The organism is Maribacter sp. Asnod2-G09 (genome assembly GCF_045063795.1).
In the GTDB taxonomy this organism is placed as follows: Bacteria; Bacteroidota; Bacteroidia; order Flavobacteriales; family Flavobacteriaceae; genus Maribacter.
In genome coordinates, this window is record NZ_JBEFOA010000005.1 from 969,240 (window position 1) to 992,387 (window position 23,148).

Here is a 23,148-nt window from a genome sequence, read left to right on the forward strand (position 1 = left end):
GAGAAGTTACCTATAGCCATCATTCATTCGAATATGATGCCGAAACCGCACAACAGTTAATGTATAAAAATTACCTTCCTGAAGCCTATGGCGATACACTTACCTCTGGCGTTTGGGACAATATGGAAATACTCCCTGAAATCGAAAAAATGGGACAGGGAATTCCGATTCATTTTAACCAAGAACAAAAAGATTCAATAAAACCTAAAACACAAAAAAAGATGGCAAATACGTACTATGATCCAGCAGATTTAAGAAAATTCGGAAAAATAACAGAGTGGAGCGAAGAGCTTGGAACTAAATTTTTCGATTATTATGGTAAGGTTTTCGAAGAAGGCGCACTAAGTGCTAGGGAAAAGTCCCTAATTGCATTAGCAGTTTCGCATGTAGTTAAGTGTCCGTATTGCATTGATGCCTATACCAAAGACGGATTGCAAAAAGGGATTACGAAAGAAGAGATGATGGAAGCAGTACATGTTGGTGCAGCCATAGAAAGCGGAGCGACATTAGTGCATGGTGTACAGATGATGAATAAGTATAATAAATTGTCCATGTAAATTTCGTTGTTGGTTATTCGTTGATGGTTGTTGGTAGCAGCCTTCTTTAATAATAAATACATTGAAATTAAAGCTAGTTTAAAAAATATTGCAAATGGAATATTCATTATGAATATCCACGGTTAAGAAAAAGTAATTAATTGTTGTCATGTTAAAGTTTGAAGCATTTACAAAATGCCAACAACGAACAACGAACAACGAACAACTAAAAAATGGCTACAAAATCATTAAAAGCTAAAGGGAACGAATTAGCAGTTTCCAACAAACAATTAGAAATATTGAACGGAGGCATATTTGCTGATGGAGAGCTTCCTTATTTTAAAGATAAGATTGCCGAAATTGGTCACTTCCCGTTACGACCTAAAAAGCTGGAAATCTTGCAAATCAATGTGGGTTACATGTGTAATCAGGTTTGTGAGCACTGCCACGTAGATGCTGGTCCGGATCGTAAAGAGATTATGACGCGTGAAACAATGCAGCAGTGTTTAGAGGTCATCAAAAATACAGGAGCTCACACCTTAGATTTAACCGGTGGTGCACCAGAAATGAATCCTGATTTTGAATGGTTCGTAGAAGAAGCTGCAAAAGCCGGTATTAAAGACTTTATTGTTCGTTCTAACCTTACCATAATTAGAGCTAACAAGAAATATTATCATTTACCAGATTTCTTTAAAAAGCATAACGTACATGTAATTTCTTCCATGCCGCACTATACCCGTGGTAAAACGGATAAGCAAAGAGGAGACGGAGTTTTTGATAAGTCGATCAAAGCATTGCAAGAACTAAACGAAAGAGGTTATGGTTTGCCAGGTAGCGGACTCCGGTTAGATTTGGTTTATAATCCGTCGGGGGCATACCTACCAGGTGATCAAGCAGCAATGGAAAAGGATTTCAAAAAAGCCTTAAAAGAGGATTTTGACATTCAATTCCATAATCTTTTTGCCATCACGAATTTACCCATTGCACGTTTCTTGGATTATTTAATAGCGTCGGAGAATTATGAAGATTATATGTATGCTTTAGTAGAAGCTTATAACCCCTCTGCAGTAGAAAATGTAATGTGCACCAATACCATTTCTATTAGTTGGGATGGTTGGTTATACGATTGTGATTTTAACCAAATGCTAGATTTAAAAGTAGCTAGTAAGGTGAAACATATTAAAGATTATAATGAAGACTTGTTGAACGATAGAAACATTATCATATCACAGCATTGTTATGGTTGTACAGCAGGTGCAGGTAGTAGCTGTCAGGGTACTGTTGCTTAACACATTCAGAGACAAAATTTAAGAACCGTTTGATGCTTTAAATTGAACGGTTTTTTGTTTTTAATTCCCTAATAACACTATAAATCAACTAAATACAACACATACAGAACTGACCACTTAGTTTGTTTAGTAGTGTAAAAACGATGTTATACACCGATAAAATGTACGTTTATCGAAAAAAAATGCATCTAATCTAGAAATCCTGATGCTTTTTACTAATCTGACGTTCTATAAAAAGACCACATGGTCGGATTTACCCAAATCTAAATATTATGAACAAGAGCCTTAAGCGCATGGCTACCATGCAACGATTACAGAACACCGGATTAGAGTTGTTTTATGCCCAAGGGTATTACGATACTAGTATAGATGATATTCTAAAAAAGTTAGACCTTTCTAAGGGGGCATTTTATTATCATTTCGATTCTAAAGAAGACTACTTCGTACAAATCATTCAAAATTTATTGGCACGTAAAATCTATAGTACTTTAATAGAACCTATAGAGGGTCACGATAACCCGCTAACATTAATAACAAAATGTTTTGATGATGCCATGGAAACTGCTGTACATAACGAAATGGATTACGGGTGTATTTTAAGTAATTTCTTAACTGAATTCAACGGAAAGAATGAGGTAATTATGCGTCACTTAAATGAGATTGTTACCGTTTGGGAAGTAAATTTAGTAACAACGTTACAAAAAGGTAAATTCAATGGCTATTTAGATCGTCATGTAGATTGTGAAGCCGCGGCTACTTTTTTAATGAGCTCTTATTTCGGAGTTAGAATTTTAATGACCAGTGCAGCACCATCAGCCAAAAAATACAGATTTATGTCTCAGTTACGTCAATACTTTAAAAGTATAGAAGCCAAGCCCGTTAATTCTTAAACTGAAGTACTTAAAATTCCATTCATTTTCTGAACGATTGTTTCTGGTAGTATAGTTTCCATAACCTTATCATAACCATCAGGATATTTATTACCATAAATTGAAGTTGGTATTGCAGGGTATTTTATTCTATCGGATAAAAGTGCATGATGCTTTGGCTGATTAAAAGGGGAAAAACCTGCATACGGATGAGTAACGCCCCATATTGTTACGGTTGGCACACCAAACATAGCGGCTAAATGAGCATTTCCACTATCCATCGCTAGCATTAACTGAAGATTAGATATTAAGCTCAATTCGTCTGAAAATGACAATTTGCCTGCTGCATTTGAGCAATTGTTAAATTGAGATTCCCATTTTGCTAAAACCTCAATTTCCTTTTTCCCTCCTCCAAATAAAACTATTGAATATTTATTGGAAGCGTTAAGATCACTTAAAACTTTCTCCATCAATGGTAATGGATACATTTTCCCGCTAAAAGCTGCAAATGGCGCAACACCAATCAGCATCTTTTCTTCAAACTTGATTAAGCTTTTTGCTGAATCAGGAATTGGTCTTTTAGATAAGGTTTCCATCTCACTTATAGTAACAGGATAACCAAGCTTGCTAAAAACCTCAGCATAGCGTTCAAAAGTAGTTGGTAAAGGGTTAAAAGATATTCGTTTTGGATTTACCAAAGCTTTCTTAGCTGCCCTTCCCTTATCCACTTGAATGAATGGAATGGTAGATAGTTTAAAAAACTGTTTTAGAATAGAACTACGTAGAACATTATGCAAGTCTGCAACTGCATCAATCTGTAACGCCTTTAATTCTTTGTATAATTTCCAAAGACCCAAAATGCCTTTGTGCTTTACTTTTACATCAGCATTATAGACCTTTACATTAGGTATGTTGGCAAATATTGGCGCAGTAAAGGCTTTTGTTAAAACGGTGATTTTTACTTTGGGATATTTTTTAATGATACCCATAATAACAGGCACGGTCATAGCTACATCACCCATTGCGGATAGTCGAATGACCAGAATATGAATAGTTTTATTTGTTGCCACGAAGGATGGGGTTTAGTTCCTCATCATTATACATCTTCATTTGCTTATATACCTTCATATATTTTACACCACTTTCAATATCTGCAAGCAAATGGTCTATCGCTAAAGAAAGGTCGTTTTTCTGTTCAAGTAAAATTTCTAATTTAGCTTGGCATTTTTCTCTATGTTCTAAAGAAGCATCTGCTCTAGTAGCCTCTTGATTCATATGATAGATTTTCAACGCCAAAATAGACAGGCGATCTATTGCCCAAGCAGGGCTCTCTGTATTAATAGTAGCATCTGCCTTAACATCTACCGATTGGTATTTATTAAGAAAATAACTATCAATGAACTCCACCAAGTCAGTTCTGTCTTGATTACTAGCATCAATTTTACGTTTTAAAACTAAGGCGTCGTCTGGATTTATATCCGGATCTCTAATGATATCCTCATAATGCCATTGAACGGTATCAATCCAGTTTTTGCGATAAAGCAAATGCTCTATATCCTCTTTCGAATAAGGATTATGAAAACTTTGATACACATCATCTACTATGTGATATTTTTCAATACTGGTATTAAATATATTAAATGCGAATTCGCTAAACATATGAGCTGTTTTTAACAAAGATAAAGTTTAAAGCATAAACCTAAAGTTTCACAACAAAAACTATGATGGGTATTAAAATACTAGAAACAAGAATTAATTCTAGAAACTTGGGTTTCTTAATAGATTCAAGATAGTTGACGATGAAAATTACCGAAGGAAAAAAGGTAATCATCACGGCATTGTTATTTTTAGAAGTAACTAGCACGTTAACGACCAAGCCTATTACAAACGAAAATGCAATAAGTCTCATAACAATAACCTTACCCACACCCGATTTACTCAAGTGTACAAAAGCAGAAAAAGCAAGAGCTATATTGAATAAGGCATATAATGTCATTTTTAGGCTAGTCCACCATTTAATGGGGAATATAGCGTCATAGTTAATTGCAAAATCATAATGCTCTAGAATAAAATTAGGTTTGTCAAGTAAAATTAATATACCATACAGTATCATGAGAAAACAAAAACCTACCGATATGATTACCAACCAATTTCGAATGTTTTTTGGTTCATAAATATATATTGCGACAAAAACTAATAGCAAATAAAGCAAAGCCCATTCATAGAAAACACTTGAAATGCAGATCCAGAGTGAGGCGTCAAAAATTTTAAGTTTAATATTCTTTAGAGATTTAATACTTAGCAATCGCCTCATCGCGAGCAATAAGAAAAAACTGGTGAAAATGGCATTATTATCACCTAGCGTCTCAGGGAAAACCACAAAAAGCAGGGTGAAAAACAAAATTGCAAAAGAATTTGTACTCGTAAGTTTGTTACGTTTAACAACAAAGTCAACAATAAAGACACTGAATAATAAAATGGTCAAAATACCGATTGACGGGGCAATTTCTACATTGCTCATCGATAAATCAAAGAGGTAAAATTGGACTGACCAGTAGAAAAGAAACAAAAAAACCAGAAGAATGATGAAATTCACCGGTTTTGTTTTCTCAAAAATGCTTGAAATCATCTAAGCTTTTTATATTTTTGCTGGTAAATATAGTAATAAGATGAAATCATTTTTTGAAGGTATCGCAGATTTGTTCGTAAATGTACTATTTGCACCGTTAGATTTTTTACGTTTTGCAGATAGCTGGGCTTTGGCAAATATCCTAAATTGGGTATTTATGCTAATAGGTTCTGTAGCATTTGTGTATTGGATGCTTCAATTGAAAAAATATAACGATAATGGTGAAGAAGATAAGTCGAGTACTTCTCACTCTTACTTATAATATCAAATTAAATCTGTTATCAGTTTTTAATCTTTAAAAACTGATAACAGATTATTGATTAAAGATCAAAACCTAGATCTTTTCTATAATTCATTCCTTCGAAGGAAAGTTTTTCTACATTTTTATACGATTGCGCCAGTGCCGATTTAAAATCACTGCCAAAAGAAGTAATCGCCATTACCCTACCACCGTTAGTAACTACTTTACCATCTTTAAGTGTAGTACCTGCGTGAAATACCAGTGATTCTGTAATAGAATCAATACCGGTGATTTCTTTTCCTTTTTCGTATGAACCAGGGTAGCCACCAGAAACAGTCATAACTGTAGTAGCTGTTCTATCATCTAACTGCAAATCTATTTCAGATAATTCCTGATTAGCAACAGCTTGTAGCAATTCTACCATATCGTTTTGAATACGCGGCAAAACCACTTCAGTTTCAGGATCACCCATTCTAACGTTGTATTCAATAACCTTAGGATCATCACCAACTTTTATGAGTCCGATGAAGATAAAACCTTTATATGGCATCTTATCCTTTTTAAGCCCTTCTACCGTAGGTTTTACAACTCGTTGCTCAATCTTATCCATAAAGGTCTTACTTGCGAAAGGAACCGGCGAAATAGCTCCCATACCGCCAGTATTGAGTCCGGTATCACCCTCACCTATTCTTTTGTAATCTTTTGCTGTTGGTAGCACTTTATAACTATCACCATCGGTTAGCACAAAAACACTTAGTTCAATACCATCAAGAAACTCCTCTATAACCACAGTTGCGCTAGCAGCACCAAACTTCTCATCAACCAACATTGATTTTAATTCAACCTTGGCTTCGTTTAAGTCATTGAGAATAACTACACCTTTACCAGCAGCCAATCCGTCAGCTTTCAAAACAAACGGAGGATTTAATTCTTCTAAAAATTTAAATCCGTCTTCCACTGTCTCAGCTGTAAAGCTTTTATACTGAGCGGTAGGTATTTCATGACGCATCATAAACTCCTTCGCAAACTCTTTACTACCTTCTAAAGTGGCCGCCAATTTTTCAGGACCAATAACAGCCACATTTTTTAATTCTTTGTCATCAAGAAAAAAATCATGAATTCCGTTTACCAAAGGATCTTCTGGACCCACCATAACAAGTTGAATATTCTCCTTTAAAACTAATTTTTTAATAGCTTCAAAATCATTTACACCAATTGGTATGTTTGTTGCGATTTTTTCTGTACCGGCATTTCCTGGTGCTACAAATAGTTTTGATAGTTTATTACTTTGTGCCAATTTCCAAGCAAAAGTATGCTCACGACCACCTGATCCTAGAATTAAAATATTCATTTTATTAATTTTTGCAAAAATACTTCTTGCTCTTTTAAATTTTTATTTAGTAGAGAAATCTCTATGCTCTTTCTTCTGTAAGTCTTCTTGAGACAAGGATTTGAAATAATCGTATACGATTTTTAATCCTTCTGCTCTATGAACTTTCGGTTCCCATCCCAGAATTTCCTTCGCTTTTGTAATATCCGGTTGACGTTGTGTAGGATCATCTTGAGGAAGAGGTTTGTAAATTACTTTTTGTTTGGTTCCTGTTAAAGCAATAATCTCTTCTGCAAATTCTTTAATAGTAGTTTCATGCGGATTTCCAATATTAACAGGATCTGTATAATCACTAAATAACAAACGGTATATACCTTCTACTTGATCGTCAATATAACAGAATGACCTACTCTGAGAACCATCACCAAAAACAGTTAAATCTTCTCCTCGTAACGCTTGACCCATAAATGCAGGTACCACCCTACCATCGTTTAAACGCATTCTAGACCCATAGGTATTAAATATGCGAACGATACGGGTATCTAGTCCGTGATGTCTATGATAAGCCATTGTAATGGACTCCATGAAGCGCTTAGCCTCATCATAAACTCCACGTGGGCCTATTGGGTTAACGTTACCAAAATATTCCTCATTTTGAGGATGAACCAATGGATCACCATAAACCTCGGAAGTTGAAGCAACCAAAATTCTAGCGCCCTTTTCTTTCGCCAAGCCTAGAAGGTTTAGCGTGCCTAAAGATCCAACTTTTAAGGTTTTAATTGGAATTTTTAAATAATCAATAGGACTAGCTGGCGAGGCAAAATGTAAAATATAATCAAGCTTTCCAGAAACATGAACAAACTTAGTTACATCATGATGATGAAACTCGAAATGTTCTAAAGAAAATAAATGCGAGATATTATTTAAATCTCCAGTAATAAGATTATCCATTCCAATGACATGGAAACCTTCTGCAATAAAACGATCACATAGGTGAGAACCTAAAAAGCCTGCTGCACCTGTAATTAATATTTTTTTCATATTCTCTCTTATACACCTCTTGAAAACAAAACTGTCGTTACTGTTTTAAAAACAATCCTTAAATCTAAGGTTATACTTCGATTTTTAATATAGTATAAATCGTATTCTAATTTTTTAATTGAATCTTCTAAATTTTCCCCATATTTATATTTAACCTGAGCCCAACCCGTTATACCTGGTTTAATTAAATGACGGGTACCATAAAAAGGTACGAGTGAATTTAATTGATTAACAAATACTTTTCTTTCAGGGCGTGGACCGATAAATTGCATATCTCCTTTTATAACAGATAAAATTTGAGGTAATTCATCAATTCTAAAAACCCTTAATACTCTTCCAAATGGAGTTATTCTAGTATCATTTTTCACAGCCATTTTTGCACCTTCCTTTTCTGCATTAACCACCATTGATCTAAACTTATAAATATTAAATTCATTACCATGTAACCCAACCCTTTTTTGAGTATAAAACAATGGTCCTTTGTTAAAAAAAAGATTAAGAACAAAAACAAATGGAATACAAATTAAAAGAGCAGTGCCTACAAATAATGAAAGAACAAAATTTATAATGAAGCTAAAAATAGTATGTAAATACCTAATTTTACGGTTCCTAAATTGTAGGATTTCATAAAAACTATCATTATGAGATTGTATTGGTAAAGCTTCATAAGTATTTTCATAGAACGAGGTATACGAAATAACTTCCTTTCCTTTCAAAATAGATCTTAGTAAAATCTTTTCTAAATCATCTGGAAAGTCACTATAATTTTTAATGTTGACTATCCAAGAATCAACTTTTTCAGTTGCTACAAGAAACTTTTTTCTTACTTCACTATGCTGATTAAGGTTGTACGTTAACTTTACTTTATAAAAAGTTTCAACATCATCTCCATCAATCGATGATGTTACTTCTCTAAAATGTTTTTCAGTTTCTTTATCATATATCAACAGTACATTTCTGGTAGTTGGTATAACCCTAAAAACATTAACAAAAAATAATCGCCAAAGAGCAATTTCAATTGGGGTTAGTATTAGAAATACCAACAAAGGAATTCTCCAGAAACTTGTGTCAAAAAACAAAACGGAAAAGATAAAAACTATAAAAACAAATAATGCCGTTATATATAACGCTTGAGATACTACGTACTTTCTTTTTAAAGTTCTTTGTAAATTGTATAAGTCTAAAATATAGGAAAGTGTTAGAAAAGAGAATATACCAAATATGGTAACAATCACTTTTAGCCTAAATGAAACAAATTCAATATCAATTGCGTTATTAACAAATACATTTAAACTTGCTATTATAATAATTAAATCTCCTACTAAAAGAATAAATTTTCGTTCTATCGAATTTAGAATGGAAGGATTTGGCATTTTTACTTCTATATTTGCTTCAAAAATAAGCTTAATATATTTACTTACAATTTGTTAAATACATTGTTAATGTATTTTTTAGCAAGTAAGTTATAAGTGAAATTTGCCATAAGGTAGTTTTTTCCGTTAGTCCCTAATTCATCTAAAAGAATTTTATTTAATTTCAATATTTCAACAACCGCCTTGTTAATTTCATTTATGTTTTCTGCAGAAATCACGAATCCACAATTGGCCTTAGAAATAGGATTATCCTCAAAATCTCCTGACATTAAAATTGGCCGACCAGCATACATATACTCAAATATTTTTTGAGCAGAAATACCAAAATTATAAATCTTGGAGTCATGCCAACCTAAATACAATAAATCACATTTTTTTAAAAATGGTAAAACCTGTGATTTAGGAACTTTATCTAAAAAAATGATTTTGTCTGACATATCAAGTTTCTTCAAAGCCTCTTTTTCATTTCCAGACCCCAAAATCATAAGACATACATTCTCATTCAAACCTTGTATTGCTTCAACCATATACTCCATTGCATTCGCCTTCCCTAAGGTCCCTGCATATCCAATTATGAATTTATTTTTGGGTATTTTGCTTTCTAAATAACCACTAATTTCTTCAGCATCATTGTCTTTACTTATATTATAACCATTCGAAATCCATGAAAACTTAAAGTTATCATGATTTAAAACCGATTTTATATGTTTATCCGCATTAATCAATACAGACACATTGTGATCTGCTTTTTCATAGCCCAATTTCTCAATCCAAGCTAATAGTTTAACAAACAGATTATTCTTAGAATATCCTCCTAATTCTATAATAGTCAATGGCCAAATATCTCTTGTTTCAAAAATAAATTTAACATTTGGGTACTTCCTTTTAAAATAAAAAACAACGTTTAATACTGGAAATATCGACATTGAAGAAACTATAATAAAATCTGGTTTTGGTAATTTACTTTTTGGCAAGAAAAAAAGCAAAAAAGTAAATATAAACCAACTCAAAATACGTTGTAAACCTTTACTTTTTTTAAATCTATTTCCCTTAATTAAAATAGTTCTGATATTTGAATTAAGAATTTTAAATAATCCATTTATCTTAATATCTTTATGTGGAACATGGGAAAAAGATGATGTTATTAAAGTTACATCATAATTATTATCTTGAAATATATCTGCCAAATAAGAGTGCCTATATCCATTTCCATTGAGCTCAGGTGTTGTCAAATACTGATTAATAATCCATATATTCTTTGTAATATTCTCTTTCATGATAATAAGTTAATTTCCGTTTTCAACCAGCATCTTTTTGTAAATTAAAACCATTTGCTTCACGTTTTCATTCCAATCATACTTGTTCAAGACTCTCTCTCTGCCTTTTAAGCCCATATTTAAACAAAGCTCTGGATTCAAAAACAACCTAGTTAATTCCCTATAAATAGCTTCTGGATTTTTTGGTGGAATAATTATACCTGTTACGCCGTCCTCTACAACTTCAGGCAACCCCCCTACGTTAGAAACTATAACTGGTAATGCACAAGAACAAGTTTCCACAGCAGAAACCCCAAAACTTTCCAAAATGCTTGGGAATACACAAACATTCCATGAATTAATATATTTAGGAAGATCTTTATTATTTATTCTTCCATAAAATACAACTTTCTCTTTCAATTCTAAATCTTGAACCTGTTTTATAAGACTTTCGGTTTTACTCCCTTGTCCTATAATGTGTAATTTGGAATTAGGATAGTCCTTATTAAAAGATGCAAAACCTTCAATCAAGAAGTTAATTCCATACTTATCCTCAATATTCTTTGCAATCCCAATATTAAAAACATCTGTATTTCCTAATAATCTATTTGGTTTAAAAAGTTCGGTATCTACCCCAAATGGTGTCACTTCTATTCTATTAGGATAATTTGGATATACTTTATAAAACTGACTTTTCATTACATGACTAGTAGATGCTAAAATAGTTGCTTTATCTGCTACCCATCGAATAATTCTTTTATGAACAAAGCTTTTTTCTGGAAAATCATAAATATCACTACCCCACATAGAAAGTAAATGAGGATGCAATTGCCTATTAACAGCCAAAGCTGATAATGTACCATATCCAGACATATAATGAGTATGAATTAAATCTGGTTTAATTTTCAGGATAATATTCTTTAAAGACTTGTGATTTGTAAAATACCCCATAGGTGCTTTTCGAGGTAGCTTATGAATGACAATTCTATCATCAATACTTTCCAAAGGTTCATGCATGCTAGCTATATGTAACTCATCAACAAAATTAATTAGGCTATTAATCCATCTAATTGTATGTATAGAATTGATTTGGGCTACAATTAATAGTTTCATGTTTTTCAAAAGTATTTTAAAGAAAACTTAAAATGATTTTTTTCTTCCTGAATAAATCAACCAGTTAAATAGTAATGTTATAATAATAATTACGTAAAATATTAAGTGTCTAAAATAAAAATCAAACCATCCAAAAAACAAACCTACCAAGAAAAAGGAATAAAGTATTAATCCAAAAATAGTTTTTTTTATTAAAAAATTTATGAAGATTCCATAATTTACTATAGCAAAAAAGAAACATATGAACACAGATAATACTGGTCCAGAAGAGATAAAAATAGAACCTATAAATGTGGATACATTACTCCCTTTGTGATAATAAATATATGTGCTAAAATAATTAGGATTCAAAGCAGATTCAACTGGCAGCCCTGAAATTTTATTTATTATATTGTTTATTGGGTTAAAAATTTCTGCTACATATTCTCCCATCTTTATACCGCTAGCTAGATACTCGCTAAATCCAATCAAACCAGACCATGTATAATGAAAAAAATGAGTAAAAATAAACTCAAAACGTACCTTACTCCCTAAACTTATATAATATGATAGCGCAAAAAACCCAAAGCCTAATACCGAAATAAAAAGAGTTTTTTTAAAAAATGTTCTTGAAAGACCTCCGTTTTTTTCTTCTAATAAAACGAATCTAATTAAAAGTCCAGATATAACAGGGATTAATAACCATCCTTTAACTTGATATAATAAGTTAAACCAAATGATTATTAATATTAATAAATTAGTTAAATATTGCTTTTTTGACGTAACTATTATTAAGTACACTAAAATATATCTAAGTAAAGTTAGTGAATGCCCAAAAAGTCCACCTCCTGCAAATTTTGTTGCAAATGCCTCTGTACTAATTGAGTTATATCCCATACTAAGGACATTAATAATCAAACTATAGAATAGAACTAAACAAAAAAGAATAGTTATTAGTAGAACTAAAAAATTTAGGTTTTTTATCTTTAAATCTAATCCAAGTATATTCTCAAAAGGATTTACAACTTTTTTCTTAAGAAATAATTTAGCAATTATTAAACCTCCTATCCAAAATAAAACTGTACCAAGATTCCAAATAAAAACACTTAAAGGAGAGATAGACTTAAAACCTAGTGCTTCATGGAATAGAATATGTGTTAACAAGACTAAAAGGTATGGTAAAGTTAATGCAGAAATAGGAGTTATGAAGGTGCCATAAATTACCCTGTCTATTCTTAGATACATAAAAGTTTGGCAAACTAGTAAAAGGAAAAGGAAAATTACCATTTTCTTTTATAAAGGGTATCTATAAATTTCTCTTCATCAACTGTATTCATATTAACCGAATCTCTTAAAAGTGAAAAAGAAAACTTTAAAGCTTTTACAATACTCAAGTTCTCATTCTTAATTAATCCTATCATATTATAAAGTATAATACTTAATGCTAAAAAAGGCCAGGACAAATTAAAATTATTTCTTCTAGTATTAATTAATCTATTTAAAATATGAATATATCTTTTCCCTATTGTATTTACAGAGCTTAAACTAGTTCCCACTTTATGATATATAATGGAATCCATAACGCACCCTATTTTTTTATTCTTTTTTTTCATCCTTAACGAAAACTCAAAATCTTCTTCGCCAAAGAAAAAATCTTCTGTTAGTTTACCTAGTTCATGAGCGTTATATAGCAGTGCACAGCCCGTAATAAAAGTAATAGGCTTAATTGGTTTTTTCTCGTTTATTTTACTAATGTGTTGATATGGATAATAATATTTTTTCCAAAAACCCCCTAAAATAAGTTTGCCGCCGCAATTCCACAATACATCTTTTGGCTTATAAAGTCTTATTTGAGGAGTAAAAACAGCTATTTCTGGAGTATTAATTTTCGCTTGAATTAGAACATCTAGAAAATCTTCATTTACCTCTGTGTCATTGTTTAATAATAAAACAAGATTAGCACCAACTACTAAAGATGCCGTAATTCCTAAATTGTTGCCTTTAGCAAATCCAGAGTTTTCATGGTTTAAAACAAATTGAACTTTTTTAGAGACATCTATTTTTATTTCTGAACACTTATTAGCTGTTGTATAAAACTTAGAATAGGTAAAACTACTTTTATCTAACCACCCAGTTATTCTCTCTTCAGAATTATCATTAGAAAAGTTATCAATGAGTATAATACCATAGTTTGAATATGTAATACGCTCTAAGGATGCTAAACATTCTACAGTATCTTCAGGCTTTTTCCAATTTAAAATTATAATCTGGACAAAGGGTTGATGCATTAGATTGATTTAAATTTTTTAAATAGAAAATAAAATAAAAAGATTTCTGTCAAAGATACAGAAATAGCTACACCTTTGTCCTCATAAAACTGAACTAGAATAAGGCTCAAAGTAATTGCTATAATTCCAGAAAACAAAACTCCTCTTGCAAAATATTTGTCATAACCAAGGTTTACCAAGCCTACTATACCAATTACAAAATTTAAGCTGCCAAAGAAAACAAGAGGGCTTAATAATCTAATATCCAATATAGAGTCATCATATTTATCTCCAGCGATTAATCTAACGACTGCAGGCAACAAGAAGATTACAAACCCTACCACCAAAAGTAAAAAAAGCATATAATATTTTATAAACTTATTAAAGTGGTTTAGTGCTAACGTTTTCTCTTTTGTTTTCTGGCTAAATTTATTTGCATAATGTGGAAAAATACTTTGAGCAATAGGATTTAATATTGCTTGCATAGCCCTAACTATTTTTTCAGCGGCAGAATAAAACCCAACTATTTCAAACGAAGAGAAAAACCCAAGAATTAAAGTTCCAGATTCTCTATATAAACTCATTCCCAAGGTTGAAAAAAAGAGATTCAGGCTGTTTTTCATTCTTAAAATTAAGCCAGGAATATTAAATTTAACTAGTTTAACCTTAATAAATCTGTATGATATTAATGTGCTTATGATGCCAGAAATCATAAATCCAACACTTTGTATTATCATTAATAAATTTAAGTCCTCCTTTTGTGTAATTAATATAAAAATTACAGAAATCATTACAAGCTTTGGTAAAGCAGCTCCTAAGGTAATATACTTCATCTTTTCAAGACCTTGATAGAGGTAATTAGGCAATAAGGTTGTTCCAAAAACTACTCCAGAACCTAGAACTATTAAATTGGCTGTTTCAGAAAATTTAGGTATTTGACTAAACAAAAGTATAAGCACTAATAAAGAAATTATTGCCAAAAAAAACGAATCACCAATACTTCTGTAAAGATTAATGATAGCTTTTCTGGATCATTTTTATATATCGCTACCTCTTGGGTTGCAGAAAAATTGAATCCAAAATTTACAATCATAAGTATATACATAAGTATTGTATATACGAACGCATACTTACCATAACCTTCTGCTCCTAGAACTTCAATAAGATAAGGCAGTGTAATTATAGGGGTCAAAAAATTAACAACGTTTAAAGCAGAAAGCGAGAAAAAATTGTTGATTATTACCTTGTTCTTTTTTAAAATTTCCCTCATAAATGCATTATGTTCCAATTTTTTATTGTCCCATCTTGACTTGAGCTTAAAAATTCATGGTTATTCCTCTTTTGTAATTTCAAAATCATTTTATTGTGACCTTCTTTTTTTGAAATAATCTCATTATTTAAAATATCATAAATAAATAATGTTCCCGACCAGTCACCTAAAACCAATATGTTTTCGTTTAGGCTAATAAAATCCATCAATATTTCAGAAGAAATTTTTATGTGATTTTGAATTTTGTTAGCAATATTATACTTTGTCAATATCCCCAAATCATCAATAGTAAAAATCATCTCTTCTGATACTATAAACTTCATTAGTTTAGAATTGGTTTTAAATATTAAATTAGTAGAGTTACCATCTGTTTTAAAAAGCTCTCCATTATCTGTACAGAAAAACAAGTGTTCGTTAAATTTTTTGATTTGTCTGATTTTAGCGAATTTACCTATTTGGTTTACTAGACTTCCACTACTATAATACCAATTTAAATTACCATTGTTAAAAGAAACAGCAACAGCTAATGAATCATTTGGTAACGGTAGTAATTCATATGAAAGCATAGGACTATTCTCTTCAATTTTGTAGACTAATGAATACTTATCTTCTATAAGGTCAAAAATTCTTAAGGTTCCTTGACCTAATTTATATTTATTCGAAAGACTATGAATTTTAGAATCTATTAATTTAAAATCTAATAAGTATCCCCCGAGGTAAATTGTATTAATTTTTTCATTGTTCTTGGCAATTATTAAATGATCATTATTACTATAATATATAGTATCCGTTTTAAATTGAAAAGCTCTTATTGGCTTATTAGATTTTAAAATAACGTTCTGAGCCACTACTGTTACACCCAATAAACTAATACTAATGTTTAACACCAATTTTGACAGCATACACCCCTGTTATTAAAACTATAATTATACCCCAATGTCTATGAATATAAGATTCTGTTAAACCACATATCCCTATAATAATTAGATAGCTTAAAAATTCTACACTTAATGGTCGTTTTATTAAAGGAAAAATAAATATAATCAACCCGATCAGCAACCCCAAAACCCCTATCTGTATTAATATAGAAAGAAAGATGTTGTGGCTATTAAATCTTTCATCCAATAAATTTAATTTTCCATTAAAAAGAAAATTCCTGCCTAATTCATTAAATTCTTCATCTATGCCATAACCTAATAACGGTTTTTCTTTTACAAGTTCATATGATGACTCCCATATTTGAATACGCTCCGTCAATGCTAGTTTAAATGTTGTTTTTCCTTTAATAGTGCCACTTACAAATAGTGAAGTTGTTAGTAACCCTAAAAACAAAAAAACACCTATAAAAGCTTTTTTAGATTTAAACGAATAAAGCAAATATATAAAACCAATTACCACTAATGATATTAAAGCAATTCTAGAACGAATAAATACAACTAATCCTATGAAAAATAGTAAAAGAAATAGATTCTTTCTTTTTATTAAATCAGTGCCAAATAAAAAGTGATTTATACTTATAAGCAGAAATAAAGAATAATAAGTTGGGTGAACATTAAGCAAAATCTCTAATGTCCTATAAGTGAACTCATTATGGTCATTAAATAGATAACGCCCAATAGAAATTAAAACAGAAAAAAGTATTCCATAATTAAGATATCTTAAATATGAAGCCTTTTTCCAACGATCAAATATAATGGGCATACTGATTATTGGAATAAACATTAAAGGCAAATACTTGAGTAAAAGTTTATACCCATCAGTAAAAAAGCTATTAAGAAATATTAGCAGAAAAAAAAAGAAACTAATTCCTAAGTATATCTTTTGATATTTGTTTAAAATTTTAAAATTAACAACCAATGTATATATAGCGTAAGCTAGCGAAAAAGCTAAGGTCAAACTACTTAAACCTATTGATATTGGTAAGAAAAAAAGTGTTAGTGAAAGAAATATGTTCTCTCCTAAAAGGATTTTTTTCAAATTAATTTTTTCAGAGAACACTTTTTATTTTTTATTTTAAAAACGGATGGTAATTACCATTAACACCGATAGGCTCAGAATTTCTTATTTTATGAACTATTTCGATAGCGGTTCTTGCGGCTTCAATACCATACCCTTTGCCATCTAAAATATCTTTATATACCAGTGTGTGTAAATCCGTAAAACCTCCGCTAAATTCAAGTTCTTCTCCATCAATAGTAATCGATCTATAAGTAGTCTGACCTTTCTTCTGTACATCTTTTGGTAGGTATTCAGAATTAATAGATAAAAACCATCTAACTCTTGCATTTTCAAATTCAAGATATCCTGCTGCTCTATCTTTTTCATGAACATGAACAATATTTTCTTGAACATCTCCAAATATCCATGATAACATATCATAAAAATGTACACCTATATTTGTAGCTATACCTCCTGACTTAGAAACATCTCCCTTCCATGAAGTGAAATACCAATGTCCTCGTGAAGTTAAATATGTTAAATCAACTTCAAATTTCCTCTCCTTGCTAGCTTTTCGTACTTTTTCTCTTAATTCAATGATACTTGGGTGTACTCTTAACTGAAGAATATTATAGATTTTTTGCCCAGTTTTTTCTTCAACCTTTTTTAGTTTATCAATATTCCATGGATTTAAAACAAGAGGTTTTTCGCAGATGGCATCTGCCCCACTTCTAAGTGCAAACCTAATATGAGCATCATGCAAATAATTTGGTGAGCATATGCTTACATAATCTAAGAATAAGTTTTTATCATATTTTAATTTCTCAATATGCCTATCAAATCGTTCAAATTCAACAAAAAAATCTGCACTAGGAAAATAAGAATCAATTACACCTACACTATCTCCTTTGTCATATGCTGCAAGTAAGTTATTGCTTGTATCTTTAATGGCTTTCATATGACGAGGGGCAATATAGCCAGCAGCTCCTATTAATGCGAAATTTTTCATTATATTATTTTAATTAGGTTATTTGTAATATATTCTATGTCTTCTAAAGTTAAATAGGGATTCATTGGCAAACTCATAACTTCATTGGCGCAATTCTCGCTTATAGGAAAATCTCCTTTTTTATAGCCTAAGTACTGAAAACATTCTTGTAAATGCATTGGAATGGGATAATGAACAGCTGTTGGTATCCCTAGTTCATTTAAGGCAGACTGAACTTTTTCTCTATTTTCTAATCTTATGGTGTATTGTGCCCAAACCGACGACCTATCCTCTTTTATATAAGGGATTACAGCATGCCCTGTAAGGGCTTTAGAGTATTGATTGGCGACCCATTGTCTTCGTTCTATATCTGATTGATAATGTTTTAGCTTTACATTTAAAATTGCCGCTTGGATGTTATCTAAACGGCCACCCATACCAATATATTTATGTGTGTATCTTTGAACCTGGCCATGAACACGCATGGCCTTCATTTTGTCATTTAATTCTTCATTACTTGTAAAAACAGCTCCCCCATCTCCAAAGCATCCCATTGGTTTTGCAGGAAAAAAACTAGTACAACCAATTATAGAAGCATTACAACTTCTTTTTCCCTTATATAAAGCACCAAAACTTTGTGCAGCATCCTCAATTACTGCTAAATTGTATTTTTCGGCAATCTTATTAATTTCAGTCATATCAGACATTTGACCGTATAAAGACACCGGCATAATTGCTTTGGTCTTCTTTGTTATTGCCTTTTCAATCTTGGTAACATCAATATTATAAGTTTTTTCACAAATATCTACGAAAACAGGTCTAGCGCCCATAAAAGCAATTGTTTCTCCTGTTGCTATAAAAGTAAAAGGAGTCGTAATAACTTCATCATTTGGACCTATTCCTAAGGCCATTAGAGCTAGTAAAAGGGCGTCAGTACCAGAAGAACAGCCTAGCGCAAATTTTGAGCCTACGAACTGATTTAAACCTACTTCAAATTCTTCGGTTTCTTTCCCTAAAATGTATCGTCCAGAGGACATTACCTCTAAAGTAACCTGTTCAAATTCTGCTTGATGCTCTTTATAAGCTTTTTGAATATTTGCAAAATCTATTTTCATATTTATTTAGTTCTTGACACTATACTGTTTTCAATTCTATACTCTTGCCTACTTTCTATGCAGACGGCATGTCCTTCATTATTAAATTCTAATTTATGACCATATTCACCTACCCAACCAATTTGTCTTGCAGGATTGCCAACAACCAATGCATATGCAGCGACGTTCTTTGTTACAACAGCGCCAGCCCCGATAAATGCATATTCACCTATATCATTTCCACAAACTATTGTAGCATTTGCCCCAATAGAGGCTCCTTTTTTAACTGTTGTCTTGGTGTATTGATTTTTTCTATTTATTGCACTTCGTGGGTTAATAACATTTGTGAACACCATAGAAGGACCTAAAAAAACATCATCTTCACAAATTACACCTTTATATATGGACACGTTATTTTGAACCTTAACATTATTACCTAAAACTACATCAGGAGATACAACGACGTTCTGTCCAATATTACAGTTTTTCCCTAATATGCTATTAGCCATAATATGCGAAAAATGCCAGATTTTGGTGCCGTTACCTATTACAGAATTAACATCTATAACTGAAGTTTCATGAGCGAAATAATTATTCATGCCAATACTTTTATTTTAAATTATTTAACGCCAATTTTAAACTATCCTTCCAGTAAGGAATATCTATATCTAACGTTTCTTTAATTTTAGTTTTATCTAACACACTAAATTTAGGTCGTTTTGCGGGAGTTTGATATGCTTCTGATTTTATAGGATATAGACGAACATTAATTTTACTTTCATCAAAAATAGCCTTCGCAAAATCATACCAGCTAGCAACACCTTCATTACTAAAGTTATATATTCCAAAATCCGTCTTTACTTCTCTAATGATTTTCAAAATCACCTTTGCTAAATCCAAAGCGTATGTAGGTGTACCTATCTGGTCAACTACAACATTTAGAGTCTCTCTTTCTCTTCCTAATCTAAGCATGGTTTTCATAAAATTATTACCATGTTCAGAATAAAGCCAAGATGTTCTAATTATATAATATTCTTTGAATACTTCGGCTATTGCCAACTCTCCCTTAAGTTTTGTCGACCCATAAACACTTATTGGGTTCACCAAATCCTTTTCTGTATAAAAATTTGATTGAGCCCCATCAAAAACAAAATCCGTTGAAATATGAATTAAAACAGCATTATAGGCTTTACAGGCTAATGCAATGTTTTTAGCACCTAAAACATTAATTTTTTCTGCTATTTCGTTATTAGTTTCTGCATTATCTACTGCGGTGTAAGCAGCACAATTAACACAATATGAGATATTTTTGTTTTTAAAAAAAGTATTAACTGCTTTAAAATCAGTAATGTCTAATTGATCTACATCAGTGAAAATAAAACTTATATCTACTTGCTTATTTATACAATCTTTTACACTACTGGCTAATTGTCCATTTCCACCAGTTACAAGTACATTTATCATATTCTAGCATTATTCAAATTTGGAAGAACTACATCTTTTTCTGACACCTTAATATCGTCTACTGGTATTTTCCAATCTATTTTCAACGATGAGTCATTATAAATTATCCCTCCCTCAGAATCTTTTTTATAATAATTATCACACTTATAGAAAAACTCGGCTGTATCTGATAGAACAGAGAAGCCGTGCCCAAATCCTCTTGGTATAAAAAGTTGTTTTTTATTTTCTCCCGAAAGCTCAACTGCAAAATGTTGTCCAAAAGTTATAGAATTCTCTCTTAAATCAACTGCAACATCAAGTACTTTACCACTTAGTACTCTCACCAATTTCGCTTGGGCATATTCTCCTAACTGATAATGAATTGCTCTAATTACTCCATATTTTGAAAAAGATTGATTGTCCTGAATAAAATTTATAGTTTCACCAATGCCTGTATTGAACCTTTGTGCATTAAAAGACTCAAAAAAATATCCTCTGTCATCTTCAAACATATTTGGTTCCAAAACAAAGCACCCCTTTAGTTTTGTTTCTTTAAAAATCATTTGTTTTATTTAAAATACCCAAGAGGTTTTTTCCATAGCCACTTTTCATTAATGGTTCAGCAAGATTTATGAATTGTTCTTTGTTTATATACCCCATTTCGTAAGCGGCACCTTCAATAGCTCCAATTTTCAACCCTTGCCTTTCTTCAATTACTTCTACAAACTGTGATGCCTGCATTAATGATTGAAAGGTACCTGTATCTAGCCAAGCTGTACCTCTATCTAAAATACTTACATTAAGCTTACCACATTTTAGATATTCTTTATTTATATCTGTTATTTCGAGCTCACCCCTTGAGCTAGGCTTTATATTTGCCGCAATATTAACCACATCATTATCATAAAAGTAAATTCCCGGCACTGCAAAATTAGATTTGGGCTCTAAAGGCTTTTCTTCTATACTTATTGCTATACCGTCATCATTAAACTCCACAACACCGTATCTCTCGGGATCATGAACTCTATATGCATATATTATACCTCCATCTGGATCGTTATTGCTTTGAAGTAGCTTAGCAAGCCCGGAACCATAAAATATATTGTCTCCAAGGACTAATGCAACTTTGTCTTTACCTATAAAATCAGCCCCAATAATAAATGCCTCCGCAAGGCCATTTGGTGCTTCTTGAACTGCATATGAAAATGTACAGCCATACTTTTTTCCATCCCCTAATAAATCTTGAAATAATGGTAAATCTTTAGGAGTAGAGATTATAAGAATATCATTGATACCTGCGTACATTAAAGTAGATAAGGGATAATATATCATTGGCTTATCATAAATCGGCATCAATTGTTTACTAACAGAAAGAGTTAGAGGATGAAGTCGTGTTCCTGAGCCACCAGCTAAAATTATACCTTTCATAATCAAATTTAAATAGGAATTTATAAATACATTTTTGAATAATATTCTTGATAGTCTCCAGAAGTAACATGATTTAACCAATCTGAATTATCAAAGTACCAATCTATTGTTCTTTCAAGACCTTCCTCAAAAGTTACAGAAGGTTTCCAGCCTAACTCTTTATTAATTTTAGTAGCGTCAATAGCATATCTTAAATCATGACCAGGTCTATCTTTAACGTAGGTTATTAGCTTCTCTGATTCACCTTCTGCTCTTTTTAGTTTTTTGTCCATTACTTTACAGAGTAATTTGACTAAATCAATATTCTGCCATTCATTAAAACCTCCGATATTATACGTATCGTGATTTTTACCTTTATGAAAAACTAAATCAATAGCTTTTGCGTGATCTTCCACAAAAAGCCAATCTCGGGTATATTTACCGTCGCCATAAACTGGAAGAGATTTATTTTCCATAATATTATTTATGAATAGTGGAATAAGCTTTTCTGGAAAATGATATGGTCCATAGTTATTAGAACAATTGGTGATTACATATGGTAAACCATATGTTTCACCATATGCTCTTACAAAATGATCAGAACCAGCCTTTGAAGCAGAGTACGGTGAATTTGGATCATATGATGTTGTTTCCGTAAACAAGCCTTCTTTACCCAATGCGCCATAAACTTCATCTGTACTTACATGATAAAATCGCTTTCCTTCAAAATTATCTTTCCATGTATTTTTAGCTGCATTTAAAAGATTTACTGTACCAATAATATTTGTTCTTACAAAAGCAAGAGGGTCTTTAATAGAACGATCTACATGAGATTCTGCAGCCAAATGAATTACCCCATCAAAGTTAACATCAGCAAACAGTTTATTAATAAAACTTTCGTCTACGATATCTCCTTTAATAAACTTGTAGTTTGGCTTACCATCAATATCTTTTAAATTTTCAAGGTTACCAGCATAAGTCAAAGCATCAAGATTATAAATATTATAATTTGGATAATTCTTTACAAATCTTCTAACTACATGAGATCCAATAAAACCTGCGCCTCCTGTTATTAATATATTCAT

Annotated in this window: 25 protein-coding genes; 4 read left to right on the forward strand and 21 right to left on the reverse strand. The window is 31.5% G+C overall.

Features of this window, described 5'->3' with window-relative positions:
* Positions 1 to 221 precede the first annotated feature (221 nt).
* The 3 genes from ACJJVT_RS16230 (at position 222) to ACJJVT_RS16240 (ending at position 2,715) form a co-directional block, all read left to right on the forward strand.
* Positions 222 to 557 carry an arsenosugar biosynthesis-associated peroxidase-like protein gene (locus tag ACJJVT_RS16230; protein WP_081819435.1) on the forward strand — a complete coding sequence of 112 codons (336 nt, stop codon included), beginning with the start codon at positions 222 to 224 and terminating at the stop codon, positions 555 to 557.
* 212 nt (positions 558 to 769) lie between these two features.
* Positions 770 to 1,825, forward strand: coding sequence for an arsenosugar biosynthesis radical SAM (seleno)protein ArsS (gene arsS / locus ACJJVT_RS16235; RefSeq protein WP_405400091.1), 1,056 nt, complete (start codon positions 770 to 772; stop codon positions 1,823 to 1,825).
* Positions 1,826 to 2,097: 272 nt separating this feature from the next.
* Positions 2,098 to 2,715, forward strand: coding sequence for a TetR/AcrR family transcriptional regulator (locus ACJJVT_RS16240; RefSeq protein WP_405400092.1), 618 nt, complete (start codon positions 2,098 to 2,100; stop codon positions 2,713 to 2,715).
* Here the strand turns inward: ACJJVT_RS16240 and ACJJVT_RS16245 are convergent.
* From ACJJVT_RS16245 to ACJJVT_RS16255, 3 genes are read right to left on the reverse strand one after another with little or no spacing between them, the layout of a single operon-like run.
* Positions 2,712 to 3,764, reverse strand: a complete 1,053-nt coding sequence (locus ACJJVT_RS16245) for a glycosyltransferase family 9 protein (protein ID WP_405400094.1) — start codon at positions 3,762 to 3,764, stop codon at positions 2,712 to 2,714. The two genes, ACJJVT_RS16240 and ACJJVT_RS16245, sit on opposite strands and share 4 nt — an antisense overlap.
* The gene (locus ACJJVT_RS16250; protein WP_405400095.1) at positions 3,751 to 4,353 is read right to left on the reverse strand and encodes a DUF4254 domain-containing protein; all 603 of its coding nucleotides are present in this window, start codon (positions 4,351 to 4,353) and stop codon (positions 3,751 to 3,753) included. Before ACJJVT_RS16250 ends, ACJJVT_RS16245 begins: the two co-directional genes overlap by 14 nt.
* 40 nt (positions 4,354 to 4,393) lie before the next feature.
* The gene (locus tag ACJJVT_RS16255; RefSeq protein WP_405400096.1) at positions 4,394 to 5,215 is read right to left on the reverse strand and encodes a hypothetical protein; all 822 of its coding nucleotides are present in this window, start codon (positions 5,213 to 5,215) and stop codon (positions 4,394 to 4,396) included.
* A 148-nt stretch (positions 5,216 to 5,363) separates the two neighbouring features.
* Between ACJJVT_RS16255 and ACJJVT_RS16260 the strand changes: the two genes are divergently transcribed.
* Positions 5,364 to 5,585 (forward strand): DUF6341 family protein, encoded by a 222-nt coding sequence (locus ACJJVT_RS16260; RefSeq protein WP_299318433.1) that lies wholly within the window; start codon positions 5,364 to 5,366, stop codon positions 5,583 to 5,585.
* 58 nt (positions 5,586 to 5,643) lie between these two features.
* Here ACJJVT_RS16260 and purD read toward each other — a convergent pair whose 3' ends face one another.
* The 18 genes from purD to rfbB are packed head-to-tail and all read right to left on the reverse strand — an operon-like array spanning position 5,644 to position 23,148.
* Positions 5,644 to 6,915: a phosphoribosylamine--glycine ligase gene (purD, locus tag ACJJVT_RS16265; RefSeq protein WP_405400099.1), complete on the reverse strand. Its 1,272-nt coding sequence runs from the start codon at positions 6,913 to 6,915 to the stop codon at positions 5,644 to 5,646.
* A 42-nt stretch (positions 6,916 to 6,957) separates the two neighbouring features.
* Positions 6,958 to 7,935 carry a UDP-glucuronic acid decarboxylase family protein gene (locus ACJJVT_RS16270; RefSeq protein WP_405400100.1) on the reverse strand — a complete coding sequence of 326 codons (978 nt, stop codon included), beginning with the start codon at positions 7,933 to 7,935 and terminating at the stop codon, positions 6,958 to 6,960.
* A gap of 8 nt (positions 7,936 to 7,943) precedes the next feature.
* Positions 7,944 to 9,308: a sugar transferase gene (locus ACJJVT_RS16275; RefSeq protein ID WP_405400101.1), complete on the reverse strand. Its 1,365-nt coding sequence runs from the start codon at positions 9,306 to 9,308 to the stop codon at positions 7,944 to 7,946.
* A gap of 44 nt (positions 9,309 to 9,352) precedes the next feature.
* Positions 9,353 to 10,585, reverse strand: a complete 1,233-nt coding sequence (locus tag ACJJVT_RS16280) for a glycosyltransferase family 4 protein (RefSeq protein ID WP_405400103.1) — start codon at positions 10,583 to 10,585, stop codon at positions 9,353 to 9,355.
* A 9-nt stretch (positions 10,586 to 10,594) separates the two neighbouring features.
* Positions 10,595 to 11,677, reverse strand: coding sequence for a glycosyltransferase (locus ACJJVT_RS16285; protein ID WP_405400104.1), 1,083 nt, complete (start codon positions 11,675 to 11,677; stop codon positions 10,595 to 10,597).
* A 27-nt stretch (positions 11,678 to 11,704) separates the two neighbouring features.
* On the reverse strand, positions 11,705 to 12,901 hold the full coding sequence (locus ACJJVT_RS16290; protein ID WP_405400105.1) for a DUF6337 family protein: 1,197 nt from the start codon (positions 12,899 to 12,901) through the stop codon (positions 11,705 to 11,707).
* A 35-nt stretch (positions 12,902 to 12,936) separates the two neighbouring features.
* Complete coding sequence (locus ACJJVT_RS16295; RefSeq protein ID WP_405400106.1) at positions 12,937 to 13,944, reverse strand: glycosyltransferase; 1,008 nt, start codon at positions 13,942 to 13,944, stop codon at positions 12,937 to 12,939.
* Complete coding sequence (locus tag ACJJVT_RS16300; RefSeq protein WP_405400107.1) at positions 13,944 to 14,903, reverse strand: oligosaccharide flippase family protein; 960 nt, start codon at positions 14,901 to 14,903, stop codon at positions 13,944 to 13,946. The genes ACJJVT_RS16295 and ACJJVT_RS16300 overlap by 1 nt, the downstream gene beginning before the upstream one ends.
* Positions 14,894 to 15,193 (reverse strand): oligosaccharide flippase family protein, encoded by a 300-nt coding sequence (locus tag ACJJVT_RS16305; RefSeq protein ID WP_405400108.1) that lies wholly within the window; start codon positions 15,191 to 15,193, stop codon positions 14,894 to 14,896. The genes ACJJVT_RS16300 and ACJJVT_RS16305 overlap by 10 nt, the downstream gene beginning before the upstream one ends.
* Entirely contained in the window at positions 15,190 to 16,095 is a 906-nt protein-coding gene (locus ACJJVT_RS16310) for a hypothetical protein (protein ID WP_405400109.1), read from the reverse strand. The genes ACJJVT_RS16305 and ACJJVT_RS16310 overlap by 4 nt, the downstream gene beginning before the upstream one ends.
* Positions 16,067 to 17,170, reverse strand: a complete 1,104-nt coding sequence (locus ACJJVT_RS16315; protein ID WP_405400111.1) for an O-antigen ligase family protein — start codon at positions 17,168 to 17,170, stop codon at positions 16,067 to 16,069. The genes ACJJVT_RS16310 and ACJJVT_RS16315 overlap by 29 nt, the downstream gene beginning before the upstream one ends.
* A gap of 31 nt (positions 17,171 to 17,201) precedes the next feature.
* The gene (locus ACJJVT_RS16320; RefSeq protein ID WP_405400112.1) at positions 17,202 to 18,140 is read right to left on the reverse strand and encodes a Gfo/Idh/MocA family protein; all 939 of its coding nucleotides are present in this window, start codon (positions 18,138 to 18,140) and stop codon (positions 17,202 to 17,204) included.
* The gene (locus ACJJVT_RS16325) at positions 18,140 to 19,234 is read right to left on the reverse strand and encodes a DegT/DnrJ/EryC1/StrS family aminotransferase (protein ID WP_405400113.1); all 1,095 of its coding nucleotides are present in this window, start codon (positions 19,232 to 19,234) and stop codon (positions 18,140 to 18,142) included. Before ACJJVT_RS16325 ends, ACJJVT_RS16320 begins: the two co-directional genes overlap by 1 nt.
* 2 nt (positions 19,235 to 19,236) lie before the next feature.
* Entirely contained in the window at positions 19,237 to 19,812 is a 576-nt protein-coding gene (locus tag ACJJVT_RS16330) for an acyltransferase (protein WP_405400114.1), read from the reverse strand.
* Between the two features lie 10 nt (positions 19,813 to 19,822).
* Positions 19,823 to 20,677 (reverse strand): dTDP-4-dehydrorhamnose reductase, encoded by an 855-nt coding sequence (rfbD, locus tag ACJJVT_RS16335; RefSeq protein ID WP_405400116.1) that lies wholly within the window; start codon positions 20,675 to 20,677, stop codon positions 19,823 to 19,825.
* On the reverse strand, positions 20,674 to 21,219 hold the full coding sequence (rfbC, locus tag ACJJVT_RS16340; RefSeq protein WP_405400118.1) for a dTDP-4-dehydrorhamnose 3,5-epimerase: 546 nt from the start codon (positions 21,217 to 21,219) through the stop codon (positions 20,674 to 20,676). The genes rfbD and rfbC overlap by 4 nt, the downstream gene beginning before the upstream one ends.
* The gene (gene rfbA / locus ACJJVT_RS16345) at positions 21,209 to 22,084 is read right to left on the reverse strand and encodes a glucose-1-phosphate thymidylyltransferase RfbA (RefSeq protein ID WP_405400119.1); all 876 of its coding nucleotides are present in this window, start codon (positions 22,082 to 22,084) and stop codon (positions 21,209 to 21,211) included. Before rfbA ends, rfbC begins: the two co-directional genes overlap by 11 nt.
* A 20-nt stretch (positions 22,085 to 22,104) precedes the next feature.
* Positions 22,105 to 23,148, reverse strand: a complete 1,044-nt coding sequence (gene rfbB / locus ACJJVT_RS16350) for a dTDP-glucose 4,6-dehydratase (protein ID WP_405400120.1) — start codon at positions 23,146 to 23,148, stop codon at positions 22,105 to 22,107.

Bases quoted from the DNA above. Each gene is read 5' to 3' on its own strand.
- ACJJVT_RS16330 (WP_405400114.1), bottom strand. From the start codon at position 19,812: ATGAATAATTATTTCGCTCATGAAACTTCAGTTATAGATGTTAATTCT.
- ACJJVT_RS16320 (WP_405400112.1), bottom strand. From the start codon at position 18,140: ATGAAAAATTTCGCATTAATAGGAGCTGCTGGCTATATTGCCCCTCGT.
- ACJJVT_RS16280 (WP_405400103.1), bottom strand. From the start codon at position 10,585: ATGAAAGAGAATATTACAAAGAATATATGGATTATTAATCAGTATTTG.
- rfbA (WP_405400119.1), bottom strand. From the start codon at position 22,084: ATGAAAGGTATAATTTTAGCTGGTGGCTCAGGAACACGACTTCATCCT.
- ACJJVT_RS16285 (WP_405400104.1), bottom strand. From the start codon at position 11,677: ATGAAACTATTAATTGTAGCCCAAATCAATTCTATACATACAATTAGA.
- purD (WP_405400099.1), bottom strand. From the start codon at position 6,915: ATGAATATTTTAATTCTAGGATCAGGTGGTCGTGAGCATACTTTTGCT.
- ACJJVT_RS16305 (WP_405400108.1), bottom strand. From the start codon at position 15,193: ATGAGGGAAATTTTAAAAAAGAACAAGGTAATAATCAACAATTTTTTC.
- ACJJVT_RS16255 (WP_405400096.1), bottom strand. From the start codon at position 5,215: ATGAGCAATGTAGAAATTGCCCCGTCAATCGGTATTTTGACCATTTTA.
- rfbD (WP_405400116.1), bottom strand. From the start codon at position 20,677: ATGATAAATGTACTTGTAACTGGTGGAAATGGACAATTAGCCAGTAGT.
- ACJJVT_RS16260 (WP_299318433.1), top strand. From the start codon at position 5,364: ATGAAATCATTTTTTGAAGGTATCGCAGATTTGTTCGTAAATGTACTA.
- ACJJVT_RS16230 (WP_081819435.1), top strand. From the start codon at position 222: ATGGCAAATACGTACTATGATCCAGCAGATTTAAGAAAATTCGGAAAA.
- arsS (WP_405400091.1), top strand. From the start codon at position 770: ATGGCTACAAAATCATTAAAAGCTAAAGGGAACGAATTAGCAGTTTCC.
- ACJJVT_RS16325 (WP_405400113.1), bottom strand. From the start codon at position 19,234: ATGAAAATAGATTTTGCAAATATTCAAAAAGCTTATAAAGAGCATCAA.
- rfbB (WP_405400120.1), bottom strand. From the start codon at position 23,148: ATGAATATATTAATAACAGGAGGCGCAGGTTTTATTGGATCTCATGTA.
- ACJJVT_RS16295 (WP_405400106.1), bottom strand. From the start codon at position 13,944: ATGCATCAACCCTTTGTCCAGATTATAATTTTAAATTGGAAAAAGCCT.
- ACJJVT_RS16250 (WP_405400095.1), bottom strand. From the start codon at position 4,353: ATGTTTAGCGAATTCGCATTTAATATATTTAATACCAGTATTGAAAAA.
- ACJJVT_RS16270 (WP_405400100.1), bottom strand. From the start codon at position 7,935: ATGAAAAAAATATTAATTACAGGTGCAGCAGGCTTTTTAGGTTCTCAC.
- ACJJVT_RS16310 (WP_405400109.1), bottom strand. From the start codon at position 16,095: ATGCTGTCAAAATTGGTGTTAAACATTAGTATTAGTTTATTGGGTGTA.
- ACJJVT_RS16240 (WP_405400092.1), top strand. From the start codon at position 2,098: ATGAACAAGAGCCTTAAGCGCATGGCTACCATGCAACGATTACAGAAC.
- ACJJVT_RS16275 (WP_405400101.1), bottom strand. From the start codon at position 9,308: ATGCCAAATCCTTCCATTCTAAATTCGATAGAACGAAAATTTATTCTT.
- rfbC (WP_405400118.1), bottom strand. From the start codon at position 21,219: ATGATTTTTAAAGAAACAAAACTAAAGGGGTGCTTTGTTTTGGAACCA.
- ACJJVT_RS16290 (WP_405400105.1), bottom strand. From the start codon at position 12,901: ATGTATCTAAGAATAGACAGGGTAATTTATGGCACCTTCATAACTCCT.